Genomic DNA, 24,447 nt, shown 5'->3' with positions numbered 1-24,447 from the left:
CCGCGGCTTGCCTCAGCGGATGAGCATCGCGTCTCCGAACGAGAGCAAGCGGTAGCGCTCGGCGATGGCGTGGGCGTAGGCGGCCATGACGTTGTCTCGGGTTGAGAATGCGGAGACGAGCATCATGAGCGTGGAGCGCGGGACATGGAAGTTCGTGATGAGGGCGTCCACTGCGCGAAACTCGTATCCGGGCAGGATGTAGAGCGAGGTTGCTTCGCGCTCTTTCGGGGCGAGGCGACCTCGCTCGGCGTCCCAGGCGCTCTCGAGGCTGCGCACGCTCGTCGTGCCGACGGCCACCACGCGTCCGCCGCGTTCGCGCGCTTCGTTGACGGCGTCGGCAGTGCGCTGTCCCACGGTGTAGAACTCGGTGTGGATGGCGTGCCGTTCGGGGTCGTCTTCGTCCACGATGCGGAACGTGTCCAAGCCGACTTCCAGCTCCACCGTCTCCCACCCCACGCCCTGTCCGCGCAGCCGCTCGATGAGCTCGGGCGTGAAGTGCAGCCCCGCCGTGGGGGCTGCCGCCGAGCTCTCTCGGCGGGAGTACACGGTTTGGTAGAGCTCCTCGTCGCCAGCGTAGTCTTTGATGTAAGGGGGCAGCGGCGTTCGGCCAACCGCATGCAGCGCCTCGTCGAGCGAAGGCAGCGTCGTCGAGATACGCGCGACGCGTTCGCCTTTTTGGGCGTTCGGCGCCCAATCCACGATTTCGGCCGACAGCGCTGCGTTGCCCTTGGAGTCCGTGAAGTCCACCACGGCCCCGCTTCCGGGTTTGAGGCGCTTTCCGGGCCGTACGAGCACCTCCCAGAGCGCGCTTTTGTTGTCGAAGGGAGTACCGTGCTGGCGCAGCAGGAACACTTCGGCCGCGCCTCCCGTGCCTCTCTTTGTGCCGACGAGGCGCGCCGGCATGACGCGCGTCTCGTTCGCCACGAGCACGTCTCCCGGACGCAGGTACTCGACGATGTCGCGAAACACGCGGTCCTCGAGAGCGCCGGTCGAGCGATCCATCACGAGCAGGCGGCAACCGTCTCGGTTGGGAGCGGGCTCTTGCGCGATGAGCTCGGGGGGCAGGTCGTAGTCGAAATCGCTCGTCAGCATGTCGGTTCCTTCGCGAAGGGGGTGGGGTTCGTCCGAACCCAACCATTATAGGCATTCGCGGTGCGCCGGGCCAGGGGCGCTCCGGACCGCCCTTCGCAGGCCCCTACTTCGACGCCTGCCGTCCCTCGCCTCCGATCGGCTGCGTCGCCATCTGCGCTTCTTGTTGAGAAGGCGGTGCAGGTGGTCGAGGGAGGGCCGCCGGGGCCGCGCGCGTCGCGTCCGATGCAGGGCGAAGGCTGGCGCGTCGGCCTTGTGTCTGCGGATCGTTCGCGTTGGGCCGGTGCCGCCTTTTCGAAGTGCGGCGGGTTTCGGGAGGGGAGGATCTTCGTTGCCGAAGCGGGGGCGGGGACGGCATGTTGCGGCCAGGGCCTCGGATGCGGGCTTCGGCGCGAACGATCCGGCGGGCCGTCCCTGCGGACCTCGCTTTGCGGCGCGGAAGGCCTTCTCGGCGCAAAATCCACAAGATCGCCGCCGGGCATGGGGGGGGGCTGACGGGGTCCCGCGGCTCCGAACTCGCGCCGGCCGGCATGATCGGTTTTGGCAACCTGGGATAATATCGCGGAAGCGAGGACGGCGCATGGAAAGCGCCCGTCTTGCCAGTGGCGATCAGGCGGATCTTGCGCTTGGAATCAAATTTCGGGTCAAGGATTGCCGCCCCGTTGCGCTCAAAGGCAAATCGCCGGTCGTCGCAGCGCGCTTCGCCCCTTCCCCTCGCCACATGCCGTTGGTCACTCGTTCTCGCCGTTCCCGCGCCTCTGCTCCCTCAACGCTTTCAGCACGGCGCGCTTTCTGGCCTGTTTGGCATCGTAGGCTGCCCGTTCGGCCTTGCGAGCGGCGCGCTCGGCCGCCGCGTCCGCCTGCTCGGCGGCTCGCGCCTCGGCCGCGGCAGCGCGTTCGGCGGCGCGCGCCTTTTTGCGCGCGACCCGCTCGGCCTCTGCTTCGGCTTGGGAGAAGCGGCAGCCGCAGTAGTTCTGCCTGTACATTCCAAGCGCCCGGCTTCGGCGCACGGCCTCGTCATAGAAGGGCCGGAAGTCCTCGAACACGGCGCGCACGCCCGCATCCGCCGCCGCGCGGACGAGCTCCTCGCGGATGACGTCCGAGAACTGATAGGGGCTTACGGAAAGCGTCGTGCCCACGCCGTCGAAGCCCTGCTCGGCAGCCGTTCGGGCCGTCTCCGAGAGCCGTAGTCGGTAGCAGGCGCGGCAGCGGGCCTCGCGGGCCCCCTCTTCGGTTGCAAGGCGCAGCACGTCGCCGCCGACCGCGGAGAGCGCGGCCTCGCCGACGCGCCCCGCGCACGCCTCCCAGGTCGCAGGATCGTAAGGCCCTTCCAAGACGGGCAGGCCTTCGCCGTCGGCCCAAGCGCGCAGCGTGGCCAGGCGGCGCGCGTGCTCTTCGGCCGGCGCGATGTTCGAGTTCGCGTAGTGGATGGCAAGGTCGTGCCCCTCAGCGCGCAAGATGCGCACCGGTTCGAGCGAGCATGGCCCGCAACAGGCGTGAAGTAGCAATTTCATCGGGTTTCGGCGCTCCTTTGCATCGTCTCGTATACTACCATGTCGAGAGAAATCAGGGCAGAACGCACGACGACGAACGGAAGGGCTACGCAATGAACGAACGCACCGAGGCGGCCGGGCCGTACCGCGCAATCTTCTTCGACCTCGACGGGACGCTGCTCCCTTTGGAGACGGACGAGTTCATGCGCTCCTACTTCGCCGCGCTCGGCGGCTACGTCGCCCGCTTCGGCATTCCGTCCGAGGCCTTCATGGCCGGCATGAAGGCCGGCATCAAGAACATGGCCTCCCATGACGATGGCCGCCCGAACGACGAGGCGTTCTGGGAGGGCTACTTCGCCCATGTCGATGCCGATGCGTGCGATTGGGGCGGCGAGCTGGCGCGTTTCTATGATCGGGATTTCGGGTTGCTGGGCGCAGGCATCGTGCCGAATCCGGCTGCTGCGCGCGCTGTCGAGACGCTGGCTGCTAAGGGCTACCCCCTCGTGCTGGCCACGATGCCGATGTTTCCGGAGCGCGCCGTGCGCTGGAGGCTCGAATGGGCCGGTGTCGATCCGGCGCGGTTTTCCCGCATCACGCATTTCGAGAACTCCACGAGCGTGAAGCCGAAGCCCGCCTACTTCGCTGAGAGCATTGCGGCGGCGGGCATTTCGGGCGCCGACGTGCTCATGGTGGGGAACAACACGGTGGAAGACCTCGCCGCGCGTGCTCTCGGCGCCGATGCGTTTCTCGTGACGGACCATCTGCTCGACCCTACGGGAGACTTCGACGCATCCTCGGTGCGCTGCGGCACGATGGAGGAGTTCGCGGACTGGGCGGAGGGGCTCCCCGCCTGCGCGAACCCGGCTTCGGGCATAGACGCAGGGCTTGTGGGCGCCGCCGCACGCGAGCGCGCGATCGCGGAGGGCCGGGCCGCAGCGAGCGCCCTTTCCGCAATGCCTGTCGGAGGCGAGGGCCGCACCGGGTTCTCCATCGACGGAGTCGAGGGCTGAGATGGCGCTGTTCGATTGCGCGCAGGACGCGCGCAGCGGCCACGCCCGCGCCCTGTCGTTCGAAACGGCGCACGGAACGTTTTGCACGCCCGTGTTCATGCCCGTCGGCACGAGCGCCACGGTGAAGGGCGTCACCGCGGGCCAGCTGCGCGACTTGGGCTCCCAAGTGGTACTCGCGAACACCTACCATCTGTCGCTGCGCCCCGGCGCCGACGTGGTGGAGGCGGCCGGCGGGGTGCACGCGTTCGCGCACTACGACGGCCCCATGCTCACCGACTCCGGCGGATTCCAGGTGTTCAGCTTGGCTGACACGGTGAAGCTCGACGAGGACGGTCTTACGTTCCGTTCCATCTACGACGGCGCGAAGGTGCGCTGGACGCCGGAGGAGAACATGCGCATCCAGGAGCAGCTGGGCGCCGACATCGCCATGCAGCTGGACCAGTGCGCGCCGTATCCGGCCGAGCGCGGTTTCGTGGCGCGCGCCGTGGACCTGTCGGCCAATTGGGCGCGACGCTGCCTGGCCGCGCATGCGCGGCCCGATCAGACGCTCTTCGGCATCGTGCAGGGCGGTATGCACCTCGATCTGCGGTTGCGCTCCGTCGAGGCGCTGCGTTCGATCGAGCGGGAGAGCCTCGCCTCGGGCGGCCGGCGCTTCGGCGGCTTCGGCATCGGCGGCTACTCGGTGGGGGAGAGCCACGAGGTGATGTTCGAGACGCTGGGGCAGGTGGCCCGTGCGCTGCCGGAGGACCGTCCGCGCTACCTTATGGGCGTGGGCAACCCCACCACGCTCGTGCGCGCGGTGCGCGAAGGCGTGGACATGTTCGACTGCGTGCTGCCCACGCGCACCGCGCGCATGGGCACGGCGTTCAGCTCGACGGGGCGCATGAACATGCGCAACGCGAAATACACGCGCGACTTCGGCCCGCTCGACCCCGCGTGCACGTGCCCCGTTTGCCGGAACCACAGCCGCGCCTACCTGCGCCACCTCGTGAAGCAAAACGAGATGCTCGGCGGCATCCTGCTCTCCATCCACAACCTGCACTACCTCATCGACCTCATGCGCCGCGCCCGCCAAGCCGTTCTTGCCGATGCGTACGAGGAGTTCTACGGGGAGTGGATGGCCAGCCCCGCCGCGAAAGACTACTAGGGGAAGGGGCGCCGGACGGGGTTTCTGCCCGGCGCACGGCTTCGGGCTACCTGCCCGCCCTCTCCTTCGCGGCGTTGGCGGCCAAGCGTGCGGAGACGATTGCCCAGCCCGCCGTAGATCCCGGAGCGACCCCCGCGTCGTAGCAGTCGCCGTAGAACCCGCTTGAATCCATGCCGCACACGTAGAGGCCGGGGATGGGCTCTTCGTTCTCGTCCAAGGCCTCGGCTTTCGTGGACACCCTGATGCCTCCTACGGTGGTGAAGAACCCGTTGCCCACCTCGAAGGCGTAGAACGGCGCCGTCTCTATGGGGATGAGGAAGTCGGAGCTCTTCCCGAAATCGGTGTCCGTTCCTGCGGCGCACAGCTCGTTGTAGCGCACCACCGTGTCGGCGAGCGCCTCGGGATCCAGCCCGGCGCTCTCGGCGAGCGCCTCGATGCTGTCTTCGATGAAGATATGCTCGTTGCCTTGGTCGAGCATGCTTTGGATGTCGTCAAGCAGCGTCTCGTAAGGCGTGCCTGCAGGTGCGGCGGCGCCCACCTCCACCTGGGTGCCCTCGTTGACGAACCTGTCGATGATGGACTGGTCCATGATGGTGAACGCCGACTTCTGCCCTTTGCGGGCCATGCCGTTGAACGGGAAGTTGATCGCGAACATGTCCTCGTTCACGTAGCGTTGCGCCTTCTCGTTCACCCATAAGACTGGCTGCAGCGAGCAAGCTGCCGACACGTGGCTGCCGTAGGTGCTGCCGATGAGGATGTTGCCGTAAAAGTTGGCCACTCCGGCGTCCCAGCACAGCGCAGCGCCCGCGTTGCGGGCCATGCGGATGCCGTCGCCGTCGTGGCCGGGCGTTCCCGAGGCCACCACCTTGTCGGGGTCGACGCCGGCCAACGCCTCGAGCATGGAGGGGTTGTTGCCGTAGCCTCCGGTTGCGATGATGACCGAAGGGCACTCCACTTTGATCACGCGGCCGTCCTCGTCCGTCGCCAGCACGCCGACCACGCTTCCGTTCTCGACGACCAGGCGCTTCGCCGGCGTGCTGCAGCGGATATCCACGTTGAGCTTCTCGGCGGCTGCCACCATGCTTTCGACGAACTGGGATCCCAGGCCTTGCGCCGGATCGCCGGCGTACTCGTGGCAGACCTGGTAGGAGGGGCCGAACGCGCGGACGCGCTGGAAGTTGCAGCCCAGCGATTCCAGCCAGTCGATGGCATCGGCGCTGTTCTCTAGGAACGTCCGGTACAGGTCGTAGTCGGGGATCCAGTGGTGGTAGGCCATCAGCTCGGCGATGAGCTCGTCTTGGCGGATCTCCACCCCCTCGTCCATCTGCCAGTGCGTTCCGATGGCGGCCATCCCCTCGGTGCAGATGAACGACCCTCCCGGAGCCCCGTTCTTCTCCAGGCAGACCACGGACAGGCCGTTTTGGACGCTCTGCATGCTGGCTGCCAGCCCCGTGCCGCCGGCGCCCACCACGCACACGTCGACGTTCAGGATCTCCTCTGGCTCCCCGAGCTCCTCGATGTCGGCCGTCCAGCTTTCGGTCTCCGGACGCTCCGCGTCCGTCGGTTTGGCGTCGTCGCCACCGTTTTTCGGCGAGCATGCGGACAGCGCGCCCGCCGTCGCGCTCGCGGCGGCCGCCAGTCCCATGCCCCGTAGAAACGAGCGTCTCGACACCCTTTTCGCTTCCATATCGTCCTCCCTGATCTCGCGCCGCTTATGCGGCTCCGTCTGGGGCGGTCCGAGCCGCCCTTCGACCCGTATTGCAGCATGCGGCGCCCGCGTCAGAATCCCCCGTTTCCGCTGAACTTCGAGCTTCGGCGCTTTTGGATGACGGGCTGATGCGCCGTTTGGCCAGAATCATCTGTTTCGGATGACGGAGAGGGCTGCTCCCGGCTTGCGTTTGCGAAGCTTCTCGGGTACGGTCGGTTCGGGAGCTGCGCGAGCGCGGCGCGGCGTACGAGGAGGATGCTTGGGAGGGCTCATGGGCGAAAGGGACGACGGGAAGCGCGCGTCGGGTGCGCGCGCGACGCCTCGGGAGGCGCTCGGGTTCGCGGGGTTCGTCCTCTGCGCGCCGTGGGCGCCGTGCGCGCGGTTTTTCATGGGGCGCTACGAACTCGGATTGTTCGAGGACCCAGGAGCGAAGGACGCCCTGTTCCTTTTCCTGCTGTCGTTCGCTGCGCTCTTCGCGGCGGCGTTGGCGGTCGCGGTGCTTGCGCGGGCTCGCTCGGAGGCGGTGGTTTTGCGTTCCTGCGCCCTGCTCGGCATCGTCTTGTCAGCGGTGGGTTCGGTTCTGCTGGCTGCGTGCGGCGTGCCGACCGAGCCGTCGACGGCGCTCGGGACGCTGCTGTGCTCGTGCTTCGGGGCGGCATGGGGCTGCCTTGCGGGCGCTTGGTTGCGCGAGGCGTCGTGGTGGCCGGCGGGTCGCAGGATGCGAGCGGCGATCCTGGCGGCTGTTACGGCGGGCGTGTTCCTCTCGCCGCTTTCCGATGCGGCGCTCGATGTCGCGGCTTTGGCGTGCACGGTCTTTTCCGCAGCGGCCCTCGTTTTCGCATCGGGTTCCGGCCTCCGCTCCTCCGGAGCAGGGCCGTGCGCGGAGAGGCGGCGCGATCCGTCCGGCTTCTCTCGCGACCCGGGCAAGGAGGCTCCGCTGTTCAAACAGTGCGTCCGTCGCACGACGCTCAGGGCCTTCGCCTCGTTGTTCCTGGTGGGGCTTGCGTGGACGACCATGGGGTGCGTGTTCGCGTTCACGGCGGGACGGGGGACGGTTGCGCCGCTGACCTGGACGACGCCGTTTCTCGGAGTGGCTACGGCATGCGTGTTGCTCGTGGTCGGCTGGGTGCGTCGCCGCGAGGAGGATCCGTACATGGCGCTGCGGTTGAGCTGCGCGACGGCCATCCCGGCGTTCTTCCCCCTGAGCGGCGAGAGCGCCTACGCCCTCCAGTTCGCGATGGCCTTCGCGGCCCTGTCGGCGTTCGCGGTAGTGCCGCTGGCGGTCGTGCTCGTTTTGACCGAGGAGGGGGATTTGCGCGCCGTGGGCTCCTCCGGAGCGCTGAGGGGCGTCGCGGGCATCGGTTTCGGCGCGTGTGCCGGCCTGCTCTTCGCTTACTTCGCGATGGCGCGCAGTCCCATAGGGGAGGAGATGGTCTACTTCGCCGGCCTCATAGCGCTTCTGTCCGCATTTCTGGCTACGAACGTGCTGGTCGTTCGGGAGCCTTTGGAGACGGCGAAGCTGGTCGCCGCGGGAAGGTTCCCTCTTCGCCTGGATATAGCCGATCTCATGGGGAAGGAGGACGCCCTGTCCGAAGCGTGCAATCGCCTTGCTTTGGAGAAGTGCCTTTCCGAGCGAGAGGCGGAGGTGCTGACCATCTTGGCGCGCGGCAACAGCCTGCAGAGGGTGCAAGAGAAGCTGTTCATCTCCGAGGGGACGGCGGCCACCCATCGCCGCCACATCTATCGGAAGCTCGACGTGCACTCTAAGCAGGAGCTTATCGATCTTGTGGATTCGCTCATGGACGGAAGGCTGGGCGAGCGGCCTTGAGGGAAGGGTCGTTCGCCCAGCTGTTGCGGTCGCCATGCGAACGTGCCGCTCTTTTGGTCTTCGCTCGCAAACCGTTCTGGCGTATTCTCCTAGATTGTGGCAGAATGGTTCAGTTATCGAGGGAGGCTCTGCGACCGCGGCGACGCGCGGCCGCATGCGTAGGTAGGGAGAACGTTTCATGGCGTCAACGCGCAAGACGAAGAAGCGGTCGGGATCGAAGGACAGGCGCAACGTCTGGCTTCTCGTCGTCACGACCCTGCTGGTCATCGGATCGGTGTTTCTGTTCACGCCGCCGCAGGAGAGGATCAGCCAGGGCCTTGACATCCAAGGCGGCCTATCGGTCGTGCTCACGGCGAAAGGCGAGAACGGGCAGGCCGTGTCCAACGAGGACATGGAGAAGTCCCGCGCCATCATCGAGAGCCGCGTGAACGCGCTCGGCGCCTCCGAGGCCGTGGTGCAGGTGCAGGGCACCGACCAGATCCTCGTGCAGATCCCCGGCCTCACGAATACCGAGGACGCGCTCGACACCATCGGCAAGACCGGCAAGCTGGAGTTCGCGCGCCTCGACTCGTTCACCGACGAGGACGTGAAGACGAAGATCGAGAACGGCCAGTACGGCGGGGAGGGGGTCGTCACCGACGAGTTCGGCATCTCGCTCCCCTCGGGCACCGAAGAGCATCTCCAGGTGGCCGACGGCACGTACACGCCGCTCGTCACCGGCGCCAACATTACGAACGTGAGCGTCGGCAAGGCGTCCGAAACGTCTGCGGACTACGCGGTGAACGTGAAGCTCGACTCCGAAGGGGCGGCTGCGTTTGCCGAAGCCACGAAGGATCTTGTGTCGAGCAACGGCAAGATCGTCATCATCTTGGACAACGAGGTGCAGTCCGCGCCCGCCGTGCAGTCCGAGATACCGAACGGCGAGGTGTCCATCACGGGGGGCTACACGCTCGACGGGGCGAAAGCGTTGCAGACCGTGCTCGAGAGCGGCTCGCTTCCCGTGAGCTTCGAGTATGCGCAGAGCCAGACCGTCGGCCCCACGCTCGGCCAAGACGCTCTCGCCTCCGGCGTGCTCGTGGCGGCCATCGGTCTTGCGGTCGTGCTTTTGTACCTTTTGGTGTTCTATCGGGGGCTCGGCCTTGTCGCCGTGGCCATGATGGCCGTGTTCGGCGTGTTCTACCTGGGGCTGCTTGCGCTGCTTTCGCAGTTCGGCTTGTTCAGCCTGTCCCTTTCGGGCATCGCCGGCATTGTGCTGACCATCGGCATGGCCGCCGACGCGTCCATCCTCGTGCTCGAACGTGTTCGTGAGGAGGTGCGCATGGGCAGGAGCGTGCGCGCGGCCTCCGTCACGGGCGTGCGCCACGGCATCAGCACGGCCATCGACGCCGATCTCGTGACGCTCGTCTCGGCGCTCACGCTGTTCTTCTTGGCCAGCGCATCGGTGAAGGGCTTCGGGTTGACGCTTGCGCTCGGCATTGCCTGCAACGTGGTCGCGATGCTCGTGTTCATGATGCCGCTCATCCGCCTGCTGGCTCCGAACGTCGTCGCAAAGCATCCGGGCTTCTGGGACGTCAAGGATTGCCAGGATCTCGTTGCGGCCGAGCAAGCGGGTCGGCTTCCGCGCAAGGTCAAAGGACGCTTCATCAAGCGCGACATCAACTTCGTGGGCCATCGTCGCACGTTCCTCGTCATCGCGGCGGTCATGATCGCCGCCGTGGCGGTCGTCGTGGGCGTGCGCGGGCTAAACTTCGGCATCGAGTTCCAAGGCGGCACCTCGATCAACTTCCGCGCCACTGGCGACGTGGGCATCGAGGAGGTGCGCAGCGCGTTCTCCGACGCGGGCGAGCCCGACGCCGTGGTGCAGACGGCGGTGACCGACGGGGAGCAGGGATACCTCGTGCGCACGTCGAACACCTCTCCCGATGCGGCCACCGACGTGGCCAACCAGGTGGCCGGGCGGTTCGGCTGGTCGGCTGATTCGTTCGAGGTGTCCACCATCGGGCCCGACTGGGGCGCAAGCGTCATCCAGTCGTCCCTCATCGCGCTCGCGGTTTCCTTCGCGCTGATCATCGCCTATATTGCCATTCGCTTCGAGTACAAGATGGGCGTTGTGGCCATCGTGGCCTTGATCCACGACATCGTCATCGTCGTGGGAGTGTACGCGCTCGTCGGGCGCGAGGTCACGCCGAACGCCGTGGCCGCGTTGCTCACCATCTTGGGTTACTCGCTCTACGACAAGGTGGTCGTGTTCCACCGCATCAACGAGAATATGAAGGGCGACGAGGGTTCGTGCACGTTCGCGACGATGGCGAACCGCTCGGTCAACCAGGTGTTCATCCGCACGCTCAACACCTCGCTGTCCTCGCTCATCCCCGTGGTCGCCATGCTCGCGTTCGGCGGCGAGACCCTGAAGGACTTCGCGTTCGCCATGGCAATCGGCTTGGTGTGCGGAGCCTACTCGACCATCTCGGTGGCTATCCCGATCTACACCATCTGGAAGCAGCGCGAGCCGAAGTACGCCAAGCTCGTGAAGAAGTACGGGCCGGAGGTGCAGCGCTGCTACCTGGGGTACCTGCCGGGAGATCCGCGCCTCGAGGCGTTCTACGCCGACGAGGGAGCATCCGGAGAGGAGCGAGAAGCTGCGGAAGGGTCCGATGAGGGTGCGTCAGACGAGGGAGGCTCTGCTGAGGTCGCTGCGAAGCGGGCCCCGTCGAAGCCTGCGCGCGGGAAGCGCTCTCGCAAGAGGAAATGATGCGGAGGAGGCGGGCTTCGGCCCGCTTCTTTCATGGGGAGGGCTGGTTGGCAGGCGAGTTCTTTCCGCAAGCCCCCTTCCCATCCTTTTTGCCGCTTCTCGGACGAGGAGGCGCTGAACCTGAGCCTTCGTTCCGTGTTGCCTCGGAAGTTGCAGGCGGGGTCTTCAGCAGAAGGGGCGCATCCGTTATGGAGGGGAGCGAAGCTGCGGCCGAAGGCGCCGTCGGAAACTTGATCCGCAGTCGCTCCAAGCGAGAGAGCAATGGAAAGAGCGTTGAAGGAGGCGCCTTCGACGCGCGTATCGCAACGGCGCGGAGCGGTTGACGGCGGCGTGCGGGCCGTTTCGGCGATCATGCCGAGGAGCGGCGGCTCGATTTCCTCATCGGCCGTCGTGCGCCGTTTCTCACGATGACGGCCGCCGCGGCGGCCGTCATCGTGTTCTCATACCGCTGCGCAGCCTACAGGATCAGCATCGCGGCGGTCAGCAGAACGACGCACGCGAGGGAGGTGACCACGATCACCTTCATCACGGCCTTCAACATGGTGGCGTACTGCACTTTCGCGAGCGCGAGGCCTGCCAGCACCGCGCCGTTCATAGGCGTGATGATGGCAACGATTCCGTGCGCGGCCACATAGATCATCACCATGACCTCGGGCGAGAAACCCAGGTCGCTGGAAAGCGGTCCCATGATGGGCATCGCCAGCGTGGCCATGCCGGAGCTCGACGGGATGGCGAACGACAGCACGAAGTAGAACAGGAACGTGGCGGGTGCGAAGATGAAAGCGGGCACGCCGGATAGCGCGTTCGCGGCGTTCGTGAGGATGAACGTGTCGAGCTGCGTCTCGCCCATGATGACGGCGACGGAGCGCGCCAGCGCGATGACGAGCGCGACGCTGACCATCTCGGCGCAGCCTCCGAGGAACGTTCCCACGATGTCTTTGCCCGACAGGCGTGCGAGGACGCCGATGACGATTGCCATAAGCAAAAACCATGCCGTGGCCTCGTTGAAGTACCACGAGCCCAGCGGCGTGCCGGTGAGAAACGCGCTCCATGCGCCGGAGGGGTTGTCGACCGAACCGCCCAGCATGAACAGGTCGATGCCGAAGTTCTGCCACGGCACGAAGCCGATGATCATGACGACGAACGTGAGCGCGAACAGCACGAGCACTACCTTCTGCTTGCCCGACATCACGGCGGAGAGCGACGGGCTTTCGGCACCTTCCTCCATCTGGCCGTACTCTTTCTCGGCGTCCTGCTGCTCCTGCAGCGACATGAACGTGGACCCCTTGTCGGCCATGACCTTTTTGGCGTAGCGCATGACGAAGAAGATCGAGATGGCCTCGGCGACGACGAACAGCACGAGTCCGAATCCGATGATGAGGCCTTGGTCGACGGCGATGCCGAGGTCGGTGAGGGCCGCGGTGGCCACGCCCACGGAAAACGGGTTCACCGTGGAGCCGATGCAGCCTGCGCCCGCTCCCAAAAGCACCACGAGCGCGCCGGTGAGCGTGTCGAAGCCGGCGGCGTACATGGTGGCCGCCAAAAGGATGTAGAACGGCACCGTCTCCTCCATCATGCCGTAGGTGGAGCCGCAGATGCCGAACAAAAGCATGAGGATGGGGATGAGCACGAGCTCGTGCCCTTTGAGCGAGCGGACGAGCGTGGCCACGCCGGCGTCGAGGGCGCCGGTCTTGTTGACCATGGCCAGAAAGCCGCCGAGCACCAGAACGAACACGCACACTTGCATGGCGTCGGAGAAGCCCAGCACGGGCGCAGTGACCACGTCGGCGAACGTCGCGCCCGTCACCTGGTCGGTGAACAGCGACGCGATCACCGTGGCGAGCGCCACTGCGATGAGGCACGCCACGAGGATGATGAACGAATCGGGTGCGCGGCGCTTCTTCTTGCGCTTCTTCGGGGCCTCGTTCGCGGTCGTCTCAGCCATCGATCTCTCCTTTCCCGTCCGCACGGGCCGCAAGCCAGCGCAGGGCCATCGTCGCGGTCATCGCCGCTCCTTGGGCGAACACGCTCTCATCAAAGACCACGCGCGCGTTGTGCACGGGGTAGCGGACCCCTTCGTCCTCGGTGCCGGTCCCTACGACGAAGTACGTGGTGGGAACGGCTTGGGAGATCACGCTCATGTCATCGGAGCCCGAGATGGGCGTATCGAGGATGGTGACGGGGCGCTCGATGAGCTCTTCCACGTAGCCGATCAGCTCGCGGGTGAGCTCGGGGTCGTTGTGGACGCTCGGCACGCCGCGGAGAAACCGCACCTCCACGCTGCCGCCGAAGGCTTCGGCGATGCCCTCGCACATCGCCGCCATGCGCTCCTTGAGGTGGGCGCGGGTGCCCTCGTCCACGGTGCGCAGGGTGCCGAGCATGCGCACGTCGTCGGGCACGACGTTGGCCGCCGTGCCGCCGTTCATCGCGCCGAAGGTGATGACGGCCTGGTCGTTCGGATCGAGTTCGCGCGCGATGAGGTTCTGCGCGCCCTGGAAGATATGGCATGCGATGTTGAACGGGTCGACCAGCTGGTTGGGGCGGGAGCCGTGTCCGCCTTTGCCGTGCACGACGATGTCGATGTCGTCGATGGAGGAGAAGCCCGTGCCCGGGCGCGTGGCCACCTCGCCCAGGCGGTAGTCGAACGGCATGAGGTGGATGGCCGCCGCCGCGTCGACGTGCGGGCTCTCAAGCACCCCGGCGTTGATCATGGCCTCGTTGCCGCATATCTCGTCGGGAGCGCAGCCTTCCTCGTCGGGTTGGAACATGAGCTTCACGCAGCCGTTCAGCTCGGCTTCGCGGTGTTTGAGGATGCGGGCCGCGCCCAGCAGCATGGCGGTGTGCGCGTCGTGGCCGCATGCGTGCATGAAGCCGTTGTCGGAGGCGAAGGGCAGGTTCGTCTCCTCGCGCAAAGGCAGCGCGTCCATATCGGCGCGCAGCATGAAGCAGCGATCCGACGATGGGTCGCCGATGGTGGCCACGAGGCCTCCCGGCACGATCTCCTTCGGCTCGAGGCCGATCTCGCGCAGCCGGTCGGCGACGTAGGCGGTCGTTTGGGGCAGGTCGAATCCGATCTCGGGATGCTCGTGCAGCCAGCGGCGGTCGGCGACGATGTCGTCCGCCAGCGCCTCGGCCTCTTCCAGGATGGTCATGGGTATGCCTCCTTCGCTTCGATGCGACGACGGTTGCGGCAAAGCGGCCGCCGTCTTCGGTCGCGCGCGCATTTCAGCGCCTTCTGAGCGGTACAATACGGGGCCGAAGTCGATTTGATCGTCACCCCGGTGGCGTTACGTGGGTGCGAGCGGTTGCTTTTTGCCGGTGAACGGTTTGAAAAGGAGCGTGCATGGATCAGGCGGAAAAAGCGGGGGAGCATGGTGGCGACGATGCCGGCGGCGAACGGCTTGTCGACGTGCGCTGCTTGGCTGCGGTGTGCGCCCTCTCGCTGTCGACCTTCGTGCAGAACGGATACGTGTACCCCATGTCGTCCTCGGGCGAGCAGTGGCCGCTGGTGGCGCACGGCGCGCTGTACTCGCTCGCGTTCGCCTTTTGGGCCGTGCTGGCGCATGTGAGGAAGCGCTGGCTGCCGGTTGCGCGCCTTTCTGCGCTCGCCGGGGCGCTGCTTGCGCTCGGTGCGATCGCATGGTTGCTCGCGCAAGCCGGCGGTTCGTCGCCTGTTGGCCTGCTGGCGGCATCGGCGCCGATCGCTCTGGGGCGTTCGTGGGCCGTCGTCGTCTCCGGGCTCGCGCTGTCATCCGTCGCACCGCGCGGCGTGTCCGTCACCGTTCCTCTCGGCGTGGGCCTGTCGTACGCGGCGCTGCTCGCGTTCGAGCCGCTGCTCTCCGCCGCTCCGGCGGTCTCCTACGCGCTGCTTCCGTTGCTCGCGCTCGCGCTCGTCGCGCGCCCGGTGGACGCCGCCCGCCGCGGGCTCGCCGCCACCTGCCCGGCGCCTCCGAGCGAGCTCGCGCTCACCAACCCCTCGTCGTTTCCAAGCCCCGGAAACCGGCTGTTCGCGTGCATCGCTCTGTTCGAGGTGGCCTTCGGCTTCTCCATCGAGTTCGGTGCGGGCGTCGCGGCGTGGCGGCAGGATGTCGCGGCGGGCATCGCGCTCGCGCTCGTGGCCGTATGGTGCGCGCGCACGCGCCTACGCTCTCGCGAGGACGCGCTGTTCCATCTGTCGGGCCTGCTCGTGGTGTTCGGGTTCTTCGTCTCTTCGTCGTCCACCGCATTGCTGTCGGACGTCTCCCGCAGCGCGCTCGCGGTGGGCGCCCAGACGTTCAGCGTGCTTACCTGGGCGACGCTCGCCATCATCGCCGCGCGCAACCCCGCAGGAGGCATCACGGCGCTTGCGACGGGCTTTTGCGCCTCGAACGTCGGCGCCACCGCGGGCGTGGCGCTCGGGGGGCTTCCCGTCGGCGCGCAGGACGCCGCGCTCGCCGACGCGCGGCTGCTCGCGCTCGCGCTCGTGGCCGTGGTGCTCGTGGCTTACGTGTGGATCGGTCTCCGGGGGTTCAGCTTCTCCGACGCCATCCAGGGCGTCCGCCCCGTCGAACCCGTGGCCGCTCCCGCTCCCGAGGCCGCCGTCGAGGCCCGCTGCGCGCGCTTGGCTGCTGCCCATGGCTTGACCGAGCGCGAAGGGGAGGTGTTCGCCCTGCTTGCGCGAGGCCGCAACGGCGCGTTCATCCAGCAGGAGTGCCATGTGACGCGCAATACCGCCAAGACGCATATCCGCCGCATCTACCAGAAGCTGAACGTGCACACGCAGCAGGAGCTCATCGACTTGGTGGAGGCCGATCGCGCCACCGTTTAGCGTTTTCGCCGCCGTCGCCGCGGACCTGATTGCCCGACGACGGGCGCGGTCGGATGCCGGGATGGTGTTCGGGGGGGCGCCTGCGGAAGCGAGGCGGTTAGCGCCGCGCCGCCGCAGATGGGTGGTTCGTGTCGAAGGGCAGAGGCGGGGCGCTGCGAGAAGCGGGTGTGGTACGCTGTGGGGCATCGATACTGTGCCGAAGGTAAGGAGCTGAGCCATGCGCGAAGGAAGCGCCCCCAATTTCTGCCCGCCCACCGAGGAGGGCATCACCCTCGTGCTCGAAGACGAGAAGGGCGAGCGGACGGAGCTCGAGTTCCTCGGCCTCGTCCTTCACGGCGACCGCCGCTACGGGTTCTTCTTCCCGGTGACCGACGAGGCGCCGGCGGGCTCGTCGGGGGAGGTCGTGCTGCTCGAGGTCACCGAACTCGACGAGGAGGGGCAGCCCTCCGCGTTCGAGCTGGTCGAAGACGAGGGCGTTGCGGCCGAGGTGTACGACGATTTCCGGGTCGCGACGAAGGACCTCTACGATTTCGCCGACTGAGGTGGCACTGCGGTCGGGGCGTAGAGCCGATGATGGATTGAAAGCGCTTTGAGGGGCAAAGGGGCCGTGGGGCTGAGCGTTCGGGAGGGGGCTTGTTGGCGGCATCGGCGCTGCTTGCCTCCTTTGCGCTTTTGCTTCTTTTGCCGTATGCGCGGGCGGGGGGGGGATTGTGATATGGAGGCGGCTGGCAATCCTCGTCCTGAATGGTATGAAGGACGCGTCGTCGATTTCGATTCGTCCAAGGGCATCGTGGTTGCAAACATAGAAAAGGATGGAGGCTTGGAGGCGGCATTCGGCTTTGAGAGGCAGGATTCCGCTTTCGGGGAATGGGCGATTTCGTTCGCGTTTCAACTGTGAATTCCCTGAGCGGCATCAAAGAAAGAGACAATGCGAGCATCGTCGCCAGCTTCAAGATAGAGGGCCGCGAGGAAGAGGAGTCGGAGCTTATTGCGGGGGACGCGTTGGGGATGCCGTCGAAACATCGATTATCTTTATGGGATCGTCACGAGGCTTTCCTTTGGCGGGAAAAGGGTTCCATGACGAAAAGAAGGGCCCTTCGATCGATCCGTCCTCCGCATTGCGCATCGGCCGTATGGCGACCGCCCCCTCGTTTGCGAACGAGGGGGCGGTCCCAAAAGCTCCGCGATCTTTGCCGGAAGCATGGGAAGCGGCAGCCGAGGATTTCTCCTAAGCGCGAAGCCCGAAGGGCGTCTGACCGCCGGCGAGCCGATACGAATCCGCGATCTCGACGAGAATGCAATTTGCCATATTGCCGGGCATTGCAAAGACGGAGGGGGTCTGCGGGTTGCGTCGCGTTTGCTAACAGCGGTGAAAGCTTTGCTTCTCTTGCGTTGCTTGAATTCGGCGGGCGGGGCGGGTTTCTGGCGGAGGCGCTTTCGAGGGGGACTGCACGGCGCTCGAGCGGGCCGTGCGCCTAACGGCCGAGCGGATCCCAGCCTGTCGGGGGCTTGACTCGCTCGGACTGCGCGATGGCGGCGAGGTACATCACCTCGTTGTTGATCGCTTTCTCGAGGCGGCATACTTCCTCTTCCGTCTCGGCGAACTCGAAGATGCGCGCGGTGGCGCGCCTGATCGATCCCATAAGCCTTTCGTACTCGGTTCCTTCCATCTCCACCTCCGCTGCTCCTGTCGTCATGCGACCATGACCAACGCGCTTTTCCCTGAGCGTGAAACCCCTTGTTTTCTTGACGTTGCGTAAACTATAGTTTACGACTTTTCCTCCAACGGGCACTAGCCTTTATCGTGCATGGAGAACGCTTCACTAAAAACTCAGCTTGGCGCGAGAATCGCGAGGCTCAGAACGGCGATGGGGCTTTCTCAGACGACGTTCGCACTGATGGTCGGGATAAGTAGACAATACCTCATCGACATCGAGAAAGGGGAGGCCAATCCAACGGTCGACATGCTCGAGCGCATAGCCGGAGGATTCGACGTGCCGGTCGGAGAGTTGTTCTGCGATCTGTGAGTTTACTTCACAATGCGGCGCTCCAAAACACCGGCTTACCCCCCTCTCATTGCGAAGCGTCCGTCGAGGCGTGCTCGGAACCGAGCATCCGAGCTTGTTCGACGAACCCGCGGATGCTCGGTGCGGGCGCGCTCACAGAGCCACGGGCGCCCAGCTTCCGTCGATGTCGCATATCCACGCCTCGGCGCCCTCCACGGAGAAGAACGTGAGCGTGTCGTCCCCGGGTCCATCGTAGCTCTCCCCAAGCCCCGTCATGTGCTCGAACCCGGCGCGGCGAACCTTGTCGCTCGCTCGGTCGTCCAGGTCGGCGCGCCCGCGCATGATGACCCAGCCGCTTCCTGGCCTCCAGGCCGTCAGCTCGAACTTGGGGTTGGCCTCAAGCTCTCGGTAGACGTCTTTCGTGGTGGCCGTGCAGAACCAGATGCGGCCGTTCTCGACGGCGACGAAGCTGAACGGGCGCACGTGTGGCTGATCGCCCTCGCATGTTGCCAGGTACCAGGCGGGCACGCTCGCGAGGTACTCGGCGATAGCGTCCATTCCGTCGATCTTCTCCGAGTCGTTCATAGGGTTTCCTTTCGTAGCGTTGGTTGTCGTGAGCCTTGGGCGACGGGTGTCACGCGAAGGCAAAGTTCGAGGCGATGACGCAGGCCAGCATGAGCGCGACTGCGACCGCGCCCCGCGCGTCGAGTTGGGTGCAGGCAAGCGGGTTCAGGCGCGTCCGACCGACGCCACCGTGGTAGCATCGGGCGTCCATGGCGGCCGACAGGGTGTCGGCATGGCGAAACGCGCTTGTGAACAACGGCACGATAAGGGCCGAGAGCGTGCGCAGCCGCCCTTTCGAGAACGTCGCCCCGCGGCTCGCCTGCGCGCGGTGCACCGTGCGCAGCTCGAGGGCGAACTGGGGCAGGAACCGCAGCGCGATGCCCATCATCATGCCGAGCTCGTGTGCGGGGACGCCAAGAGGGCGCAAGAACCCCAGCGTCCATTCGAACGCCTCGGTGATGTCGAGGGTGGGCGTGGTCAGCGTGAGCAGGCTCATGCTCAAAAGCAGCACGAGGAGGCGGCATGCGATGAAAGCCGCCTGCCAAAGCCCCCCCTCGGTCACTCGGACGATCCACCATTCGAACAGCGCCTTGCCGTCTTGCACGAAGAGCACGTTGAGGAGGGCCGTCAGCACCACGATGAACGCGAGCGGCGCGACGGATTTGAGCGCCGAGGCTGCGGGGATGCCCGCCAGCGCGAAGAACCCAAGCACGAATGCGGCGCACACTGCGAGCCCCGGAAAAGACTGCGCTGCGAACGCCGCGGCCATCACGAGCAGCGACAGCACGAGCTTCATGCGCGCGTCCATGCGGTGGACGGGGCTCGTGCCGGGCCAATAACGGCCGAGGACGGCGATGTCAGGCATAGGGGGCCTCCCCGGCGGCGCAGGGCGCTTCGCTCGCGTTCCGCCCCGGCTCGTCTTCGCCGACTTTCGGTTCGCGGGAGGGTGCGCTGTCGGCAAGTCTTCCCGCCAAATCGTCGGCGAGCGATTCTAAATCGTACAGGTCGCGTGGCAGCTCGACCCCCATTTCACGCAGCTCCTCGGCAAGCTTCTGGGCGGCGGGCACGTCCAGGCCGATGGCGCGCAGCGCATCGCCGTGCGCGAACACCTCCGCGGGCGTTCCGAGCGCGAACTGCCTGCCTTCGTTCAGCACGAGCATGCGGTCGGCGAGGCGTGCGAGATCGTCCATGCTATGGGACACCATGACCACGGTGAGGCCCGCGCTGTGCAGTTCTTCGATGAGCGAGAGGAACTCCTCGCGCGCCACCGGGTCGAGCCCCGCCACCGGCTCGTCGAGCACGAGCGCACGCGGCTCCATGGCCAGCACTCCCGCGAACGCGACGCGCCGCTGCTGTCCACCGGAAAGCTCGAAAGGGCTCTTGCCGCCCACCTCGTCGGGGTCGAGGTGCACGTCCTCCAAGGCGGCGCGCACGCGCCGTTCGATTTCTTCGTCGGATAGCCCCAGGTTGCGGGGGCCGAACGCCACATCTTCGCGTACGGTGGCCGCGAACAGCTGGTGCTCGGGATACTGGAACACCAGCCCCACTTTCCCGCGGCATTCCTGGGCGACGCGCTTGTCGGCCAGGTCCTGTCCGTCGAAGAGCACGCGTCCCCGCGTGGGGTGCACAAGCCCGTTCATGTGCTGGACGAGCGTGCTCTTCCCGCTGCCGGTGTGCCCGGCCACGCCGAGGAACTCCCCGTCGGCCAGCGTGAAGTCGATGTCGGCGAGCGCCCATACGGCATCCGGCGATCCGCCCCATGCCGGAAAGCCCTTCTCGAGGGAAGGCGCCTCCTCGATGGCGCCGGCATCGCGGCGGCGTTTGCGGCGGCGCGCGCTCTTCGCCTGGCGCTCGGGATCGACGTAGGCGTAGCTCACGCCCTCGAAAGCAATCGGCACAGCTCCTCCTTCAGGCTCGTCGTTTCGATGTGGACGCCCGCATCCACCCCGCGGCGCTTGAGCGCAAACGACAGCGCGCACGCGAAGGGCACGTCGAGGTGCAGACGCCTGAGCAGGTCGGCCTGCACGAGCACATCGGCGGGCGTGCCGTCGGCGGCCACGTGCCCGCCTTCGAGCACGATGACGCGGTCGGCCTGGGCGGCTTCCTCCATGAAATGAGTGATCATGACGATGGTCATGCCGCGTTCGTGCAGCGTGCGGCACACGCGCATGAGGCCTTTGCGCCCGCGCGGGTCGAGCATGGCCGTGGCTTCGTCCAGGACGAGGATGGCCGGCTCCATGGCAAGGGCCCCTGCGATGGCCACGCGCTGCTTCTGCCCGCCCGAAAGCGCTGCCGTCTCGCGCTTCTCGAAACCTTGCAGGCCCACGTCGGCCAGCGCTGCCGAAACGCGTTCGCGCAGCTCGTTCGTCGGCACCCCCAGATTTTCCGGACCGAACGCCACGTCGTTTTCGATGAGGCTGGCCACCAGCTGATCGTCGGGGTTTTGGAACACCATGCCGGCTTGGCTTCGGATGAAGTACACGCTGTCCTCGTCGCGCGTATCGTGTCCGAGCACGCGCACGCTGCCCTCGTCGGGCGAGAGCAAGGCGTTGACGTGCTTGGCGAGGGTGGATTTCCCCGAACCGTTGCCGCCGAGTATGCAGACGAACTCGCCCTGCTCAATACGCGCGGTCACGCTGTCGAGCACGAATGTCTCGCCATCGTAAGTGAAGCCCGCGTTGTCAAACTCGATCATGTGCGCATCCTGTTCCCGCCGCCTGGCATATCGCAAGACGCCAGGCGGCGATACGGGGACTTAGCGTCCCTTGACCTGCTTTTTCTTCGGCGTGATGAGGTTCGACACGCTCTTGTACACGACGAGGGTGAGCACGGCGTTGAGCACCCCTTTGGCCAGGTTGAACGGCGTGAGGATAGGCAGGATCATGGCGATGACGGCATCGAGGGGCACGCCGAGCCATGCCGGCGTGACCAGCAGGTTGCCCAAGATGGCCATGATCGTGGCAGCGATGACGCTCAGCGCGAGGCCGACGGCGCCGCTTCTGAACGTGCGCGAGCGCCGGTAGACGGCCGCCGCCGGGAGGACGAAACCCGTCACCACGAGGATGTTCATAAGCGCTCCGGAGAAGTCGGCCATGAGGATGCCGTGGATGACGGCCCCGACGACGCCCACCGAAAGGCCCGCCGCCGGGCCGAACGCGAAGCCGCACACCATGGCGGGCATGGCCGAAGCGTCGTATTTGAGCCAGGTGACGCCTGGCAGAAGCGGGAACTCGATGAACGACAACAGCACTCCGATAGCGCACATGAGGGCCATCGTGACGAGCTGACGGGTGTCCCAGGTGTTTGTGTTGGAGAGCTTGTAGGGAGAGGGGGCCGAGGTGGCTTTCGAGGGTTCGTTGCCTCCTGGCGCTTTGCCTCCGTTGCCGACGCGCGGTGTCGTGCCGTTCTGCATGATGGGCTCCTTTCTCGCAAGGCCCGCTCCGATTCGGGTCAGGTTTTCCGGCCTTGAGAGAAAACGAGCCCGTATGAATTCCATCCATACAGGCTTACACGGGGTCCGCCGAGACGCCTGGCGCCTGGCGGATCTCTGCCTCTTCCATCCGGACTATACCGTTGGTTCCGGGATCTCACCGGAATCAGCCCGAAGCGGCGCGGGTGGGGCTACTCCCAGACGTGCCGTTCGAGGTCGCGGACTCGCGGCGCCGACGCGGGGGTCGGGCCGGATTACCGCCAGTGAGGAATTGCACCTCGCCCTGAAACAGAATCCATGGCGCGCATTGTAACCGTTTCCCTTGCGCGGTGCAAGGGAGGGCCGAATGCGCGCATCGGCGCTTTCGGGCCCTCCGCTCTGCGGCATCTCGCGCGTCATCCTCTCGCTCGCGGCGAGGAAGGGGGTTGGGCGCTCTCGCAAGGGGCGCGCTGCTTGCGGGCTGGGATCGGCGCGGATCGACGTGCTGCGGTTTGGACTCCAGGGTCAGAGCCTCGCGCGGACCCTCGGCACCGAAGCCGCCGAGCGCTTCCGTCGGCTTCGGTTTTGCGGAGCGCCTGCGCCGCTTCTGGTTCGGTATGGGGAGGGGCGTTTCGTCGTCAAGCCATGGCTGACTCGACCCGGCATTCGCCTGATGCCGGGTCGAGTCAGTGCGGTCGGGCGAAGCGAAGGCCGTCCCATGGGGCGAGCTCCCACCAAGCGTCGCGGGGATCTGCGTTGCGGGTTTGCATGGCCTTCGCCGACATCGCTCGGCGGCGCATAGGGCTTTTCCGGCGCAAAATTCGCCAGATTGCTGCCATGCGCAGGCTCCCGAGCGGCCGCCCTCTTTCCCTTGCGTTTTACGGCCGGGTCCTTTTCCGGCGATGCTTGGGTTGCGCTCGGCGAACCGAAGGGAATCGGGTCGGAATCGCGGGGGCTTTCGGCGGCAATCCGGCGATTCTTGCCGTCAAAACGCCTTTCGGCATGTGCGAAGCGGCCCAGCGCGCTCGATGGCGGCATGCCGGGCCGCTTCGCGATAACTCGATGGGCGTTTTCGGCGAAGGGCGGATGCGGATGGGGTATAATGCGACGCCATCATGCTTGAGCTTCTCGACACCATCGACTCCATCGTCTGGGGTCCAGCGATGATCGCGCTTCTTTTGGGATCGCATCTTTTCTTCACGTTCAAGACGGGGTTCATCCAGCGCAAGCTGCCTCGGGCCATCAGGCTGTCGCTGTCGAGCGACCCCGAGGGCACGGGCGACATCAGTCATTTCGGCGCGTTGGCCACTGCGCTTGCGGCCACTATCGGCACCGGCTCGATCGTGGGCGTGGCCACGGCCATCTTGGCGGGAGGGCCGGGCGCGGTGCTCTGGATGTGGGTCACCGGCGTGCTCGGCATCGCCACGAAGTACGCCGAGACGTACGTCGCCGTGAAGTACCGCGTGCGCGATCACAACGGCGCCATGCTCGGCGGCGCCATGTTCGTCTGGGAGCGCGCGTTCGGGCGCAACGCCGCGAGCGGGCGCGACTCCGGTTCCATCGGACGAGCTCCCTGGTGGGCGAGGCTCGGCGCCGTTGCGTTCGCGGCGTTCGCGGCCATTGCGGCCGTCGGCACCGGATCGGCCGTGCAGGCGTCGGCGATGACGGGCATCATCACGGCAAACGCGCCCGGGATACCCGTTTGGGCCATCGGGATCGTCATTGTCGCGCTCGTCTCGGCGGTCATCTTCGGCGGCGTGCGGTCCATCTCGAAGGTGTGCGAGAAACTCGTGCCCGTCATGGCCGTCGCCTACGCGGGCGGCTGCCTGGTCGTCCTCGCGCTCAACTGGGCGCTGGTCGGCGAGGCGCTGGGTCTCATCCTGGAGTGCGCCTTCACCCCGAAGGCGGCTTTCGGCGGCGCGGTGGGGTCGGGCATCATGATGGCTCTGCAGTTCGGCTGCGCGCGCGGCCTGTTCTCCAACGAGTCGGGCCTGGGCTCGGCGCCCATCGTGGCGTCGGCGGCCTCCACGCGCAACCCGGCGCAGCAGGCGCTCGTGGCGATGACCGGCACCTTCTGGTCCACTGTGGTCATCTGCGCGCTCACGGGCATCGTGCTCGTGTCCACGATGCTGGCGAACCCCGACATCGCGTCGGACATTCTCGCGAACCCCACCGTCTACTCCGGCGCGATGCTGGCCAGCGAGGCGTTCGCGAAGATCCCCTACATCGGCACGCCCATCCTGGTGCTGGGCATGGTGGCGTTCAGCTACACCACCATTCTGGGCTGGTCGTACTACGGCAACCGCTGCATCACGTACCTGTTCGGCCGTTACGCCATCCGTCCGTACCAGGTGGTCTACGTGGCCGTGGCCTTCCTCGGCGCCATCGGCGTGGGCGATGTCGTGTGGACGATTTCCGACATCGGCAACGCGCTCATGGCCATTCCCAACATCGTCGTCGTGTTGCTGCTCTCCGGCGTGATCGCACGCGAGACGCGCCACTACGTGTGGGAGGGCAACCTCGACGAGGCCGACGACGCGCCCATACCGCAGCTAGAGGGCAGGTAGCGCCTCCGAAATGCAGTCGCGGCGCTTTTTGGATGCGAGCCGGTATTCACGACAATGCGCGCCGATG

The 24,447-nt window shown here is 66.4% G+C and carries 19 protein-coding genes and 1 riboswitch; of the genes, 8 read left to right on the top strand and 11 right to left on the bottom strand.

Translation table 11 applies throughout. The features are described from left to right. Nucleotides 1–12 precede the first annotated feature (12 nt). Entirely contained in the window at nucleotides 13–1,092 is a 1,080-nt protein-coding gene (gene queA / locus B5F40_RS09925) for a tRNA preQ1(34) S-adenosylmethionine ribosyltransferase-isomerase QueA (RefSeq protein ID WP_087194182.1), read from the bottom strand. A gap of 728 nt (nucleotides 1,093–1,820) precedes the next feature. Further along, entirely contained in the window at nucleotides 1,821–2,603 is a 783-nt protein-coding gene (locus B5F40_RS09915) for an epoxyqueuosine reductase QueH (protein WP_087194180.1), read from the bottom strand. Nucleotides 2,604–2,695: 92 nt separating this feature from the next. Between B5F40_RS09915 and B5F40_RS09910 the strand changes: the two genes are divergently transcribed. Next, on the top strand, nucleotides 2,696–3,592 hold the full coding sequence (locus B5F40_RS09910) for an HAD family hydrolase (RefSeq protein ID WP_087194179.1): 897 nt from the start codon (nucleotides 2,696–2,698) through the stop codon (nucleotides 3,590–3,592). Between the two features lies 1 nt (nucleotide 3,593). Beyond that, nucleotides 3,594–4,739, top strand: a complete 1,146-nt coding sequence (gene tgt, locus B5F40_RS09905; protein WP_087194178.1) for a tRNA guanosine(34) transglycosylase Tgt — start codon at nucleotides 3,594–3,596, stop codon at nucleotides 4,737–4,739. Nucleotides 4,740–4,785: 46 nt separating this feature from the next. Here the strand turns inward: tgt and B5F40_RS09900 are convergent, their stop codons facing one another. Further along, nucleotides 4,786–6,426 carry an FAD-dependent oxidoreductase gene (locus B5F40_RS09900; RefSeq protein WP_087194177.1) on the bottom strand — a complete coding sequence of 547 codons (1,641 nt, stop codon included), beginning with the start codon at nucleotides 6,424–6,426 and terminating at the stop codon, nucleotides 4,786–4,788. Between the two features lie 292 nt (nucleotides 6,427–6,718). Between B5F40_RS09900 and B5F40_RS09895 the strand changes: the two genes are divergently transcribed. Together B5F40_RS09895 and secD are read left to right on the top strand one after the other, a co-directional pair. Continuing rightward, the gene (locus B5F40_RS09895) at nucleotides 6,719–8,275 is read left to right on the top strand and encodes a helix-turn-helix transcriptional regulator (RefSeq protein ID WP_162610950.1); all 1,557 of its coding nucleotides are present in this window, start codon (nucleotides 6,719–6,721) and stop codon (nucleotides 8,273–8,275) included. 178 nt (nucleotides 8,276–8,453) lie between these two features. Further along, nucleotides 8,454–11,027, top strand: coding sequence for a protein translocase subunit SecD (secD, locus tag B5F40_RS09890; RefSeq protein ID WP_087194175.1), 2,574 nt, complete (start codon nucleotides 8,454–8,456; stop codon nucleotides 11,025–11,027). A gap of 457 nt (nucleotides 11,028–11,484) precedes the next feature. Here secD and B5F40_RS09885 read toward each other — a convergent pair whose 3' ends face one another. Both B5F40_RS09885 and B5F40_RS09880 read right to left on the bottom strand, forming a co-directional pair. Continuing rightward, nucleotides 11,485–12,972: a YfcC family protein gene (locus B5F40_RS09885; protein ID WP_087194174.1), complete on the bottom strand. Its 1,488-nt coding sequence runs from the start codon at nucleotides 12,970–12,972 to the stop codon at nucleotides 11,485–11,487. Next, a complete protein-coding gene (locus tag B5F40_RS09880; RefSeq protein WP_087194173.1) occupies nucleotides 12,965–14,179 on the bottom strand; it encodes a M20 metallopeptidase family protein in 1,215 nt (404 codons plus the stop codon). The genes B5F40_RS09885 and B5F40_RS09880 overlap by 8 nt, the downstream gene beginning before the upstream one ends. A 191-nt stretch (nucleotides 14,180–14,370) precedes the next feature. Here B5F40_RS09880 and B5F40_RS09875 point away from each other — a divergent pair, with 191 nt between their 5' ends. Continuing rightward, entirely contained in the window at nucleotides 14,371–15,834 is a 1,464-nt protein-coding gene (locus B5F40_RS09875; protein WP_087194172.1) for a response regulator transcription factor, read from the top strand. A gap of 217 nt (nucleotides 15,835–16,051) precedes the next feature. Beyond that, nucleotides 16,052–16,375 (top strand): DUF1292 domain-containing protein, encoded by a 324-nt coding sequence (locus B5F40_RS09870; protein ID WP_087194171.1) that lies wholly within the window; start codon nucleotides 16,052–16,054, stop codon nucleotides 16,373–16,375. Between the two features lie 934 nt (nucleotides 16,376–17,309). Here B5F40_RS09870 and B5F40_RS09860 read toward each other — a convergent pair. Then, nucleotides 17,310–17,531 carry a hypothetical protein gene (locus B5F40_RS09860; RefSeq protein WP_239442996.1) on the bottom strand — a complete coding sequence of 74 codons (222 nt, stop codon included), beginning with the start codon at nucleotides 17,529–17,531 and terminating at the stop codon, nucleotides 17,310–17,312. A gap of 111 nt (nucleotides 17,532–17,642) precedes the next feature. Here B5F40_RS09860 and B5F40_RS09855 point away from each other — a divergent pair, with 111 nt between their 5' ends. Then, nucleotides 17,643–17,861: a helix-turn-helix domain-containing protein gene (locus B5F40_RS09855; protein ID WP_087194169.1), complete on the top strand. Its 219-nt coding sequence runs from the start codon at nucleotides 17,643–17,645 to the stop codon at nucleotides 17,859–17,861. A 132-nt stretch (nucleotides 17,862–17,993) separates the two neighbouring features. On the opposite strand, the gene B5F40_RS09850 is transcribed toward B5F40_RS09855, so the two are convergent. From B5F40_RS09850 to B5F40_RS09830, 5 genes are read right to left on the bottom strand one after another with little or no spacing between them, the layout of a single operon-like run. After that, nucleotides 17,994–18,425 (bottom strand): pyridoxamine 5'-phosphate oxidase family protein, encoded by a 432-nt coding sequence (locus B5F40_RS09850; RefSeq protein ID WP_239442994.1) that lies wholly within the window; start codon nucleotides 18,423–18,425, stop codon nucleotides 17,994–17,996. A gap of 49 nt (nucleotides 18,426–18,474) precedes the next feature. Next, the gene (locus B5F40_RS09845; protein WP_087194168.1) at nucleotides 18,475–19,269 is read right to left on the bottom strand and encodes an energy-coupling factor transporter transmembrane component T family protein; all 795 of its coding nucleotides are present in this window, start codon (nucleotides 19,267–19,269) and stop codon (nucleotides 18,475–18,477) included. Then, on the bottom strand, nucleotides 19,262–20,302 hold the full coding sequence (locus B5F40_RS09840; protein ID WP_087194167.1) for an energy-coupling factor transporter ATPase: 1,041 nt from the start codon (nucleotides 20,300–20,302) through the stop codon (nucleotides 19,262–19,264). The genes B5F40_RS09845 and B5F40_RS09840 overlap by 8 nt, the downstream gene beginning before the upstream one ends. Continuing rightward, a complete protein-coding gene (locus B5F40_RS09835; protein WP_087194166.1) occupies nucleotides 20,278–21,099 on the bottom strand; it encodes an energy-coupling factor transporter ATPase in 822 nt (273 codons plus the stop codon). The genes B5F40_RS09840 and B5F40_RS09835 overlap by 25 nt, the downstream gene beginning before the upstream one ends. A gap of 60 nt (nucleotides 21,100–21,159) precedes the next feature. Further along, a complete protein-coding gene (locus B5F40_RS09830) occupies nucleotides 21,160–21,816 on the bottom strand; it encodes an ECF transporter S component (RefSeq protein ID WP_087194165.1) in 657 nt (218 codons plus the stop codon). 132 nt (nucleotides 21,817–21,948) lie between these two features. Next, nucleotides 21,949–22,129, bottom strand: a riboswitch (FMN riboswitch). Between the two features lie 799 nt (nucleotides 22,130–22,928). Between B5F40_RS09830 and B5F40_RS09820 the strand changes: the two genes are divergently transcribed. Then, the gene (locus B5F40_RS09820; protein ID WP_087194163.1) at nucleotides 22,929–24,380 is read left to right on the top strand and encodes an alanine/glycine:cation symporter family protein; all 1,452 of its coding nucleotides are present in this window, start codon (nucleotides 22,929–22,931) and stop codon (nucleotides 24,378–24,380) included. The last annotated feature ends 67 nt before the right edge of the window (nucleotides 24,381–24,447 follow it).

The organism is Gordonibacter sp. An230, assembly GCF_002159915.1.
Lineage (GTDB): Bacteria > Actinomycetota > Coriobacteriia > Coriobacteriales > Eggerthellaceae > Rubneribacter.
This window is presented reverse-complemented; position numbering and strand designations above follow the sequence as displayed.

Coding starts and splice junctions, on each gene's coding strand:
- B5F40_RS09845 (WP_087194168.1), bottom strand. CDS start 19,269: ATGCCTGACATCGCCGTCCTCGGCCGTTATTGGCCCGGCACGAGCCCC.
- tgt (WP_087194178.1), top strand. CDS start 3,594: ATGGCGCTGTTCGATTGCGCGCAGGACGCGCGCAGCGGCCACGCCCGC.
- B5F40_RS09820 (WP_087194163.1), top strand. CDS start 22,929: ATGCTTGAGCTTCTCGACACCATCGACTCCATCGTCTGGGGTCCAGCG.
- B5F40_RS09910 (WP_087194179.1), top strand. CDS start 2,696: ATGAACGAACGCACCGAGGCGGCCGGGCCGTACCGCGCAATCTTCTTC.
- secD (WP_087194175.1), top strand. CDS start 8,454: ATGGCGTCAACGCGCAAGACGAAGAAGCGGTCGGGATCGAAGGACAGG.
- B5F40_RS09870 (WP_087194171.1), top strand. CDS start 16,052: ATGCGCGAAGGAAGCGCCCCCAATTTCTGCCCGCCCACCGAGGAGGGC.
- B5F40_RS09885 (WP_087194174.1), bottom strand. CDS start 12,972: ATGGCTGAGACGACCGCGAACGAGGCCCCGAAGAAGCGCAAGAAGAAG.
- B5F40_RS09850 (WP_239442994.1), bottom strand. CDS start 18,425: ATGAACGACTCGGAGAAGATCGACGGAATGGACGCTATCGCCGAGTAC.
- B5F40_RS09915 (WP_087194180.1), bottom strand. CDS start 2,603: ATGAAATTGCTACTTCACGCCTGTTGCGGGCCATGCTCGCTCGAACCG.
- B5F40_RS09830 (WP_087194165.1), bottom strand. CDS start 21,816: ATGCAGAACGGCACGACACCGCGCGTCGGCAACGGAGGCAAAGCGCCA.
- B5F40_RS09855 (WP_087194169.1), top strand. CDS start 17,643: ATGGAGAACGCTTCACTAAAAACTCAGCTTGGCGCGAGAATCGCGAGG.
- B5F40_RS09895 (WP_162610950.1), top strand. CDS start 6,719: ATGGGCGAAAGGGACGACGGGAAGCGCGCGTCGGGTGCGCGCGCGACG.
- B5F40_RS09880 (WP_087194173.1), bottom strand. CDS start 14,179: ATGACCATCCTGGAAGAGGCCGAGGCGCTGGCGGACGACATCGTCGCC.
- B5F40_RS09900 (WP_087194177.1), bottom strand. CDS start 6,426: ATGGAAGCGAAAAGGGTGTCGAGACGCTCGTTTCTACGGGGCATGGGA.
- B5F40_RS09875 (WP_087194172.1), top strand. CDS start 14,371: ATGGATCAGGCGGAAAAAGCGGGGGAGCATGGTGGCGACGATGCCGGC.
- B5F40_RS09835 (WP_087194166.1), bottom strand. CDS start 21,099: ATGATCGAGTTTGACAACGCGGGCTTCACTTACGATGGCGAGACATTC.
- B5F40_RS09860 (WP_239442996.1), bottom strand. CDS start 17,531: ATGACGACAGGAGCAGCGGAGGTGGAGATGGAAGGAACCGAGTACGAA.
- queA (WP_087194182.1), bottom strand. CDS start 1,092: ATGCTGACGAGCGATTTCGACTACGACCTGCCCCCCGAGCTCATCGCG.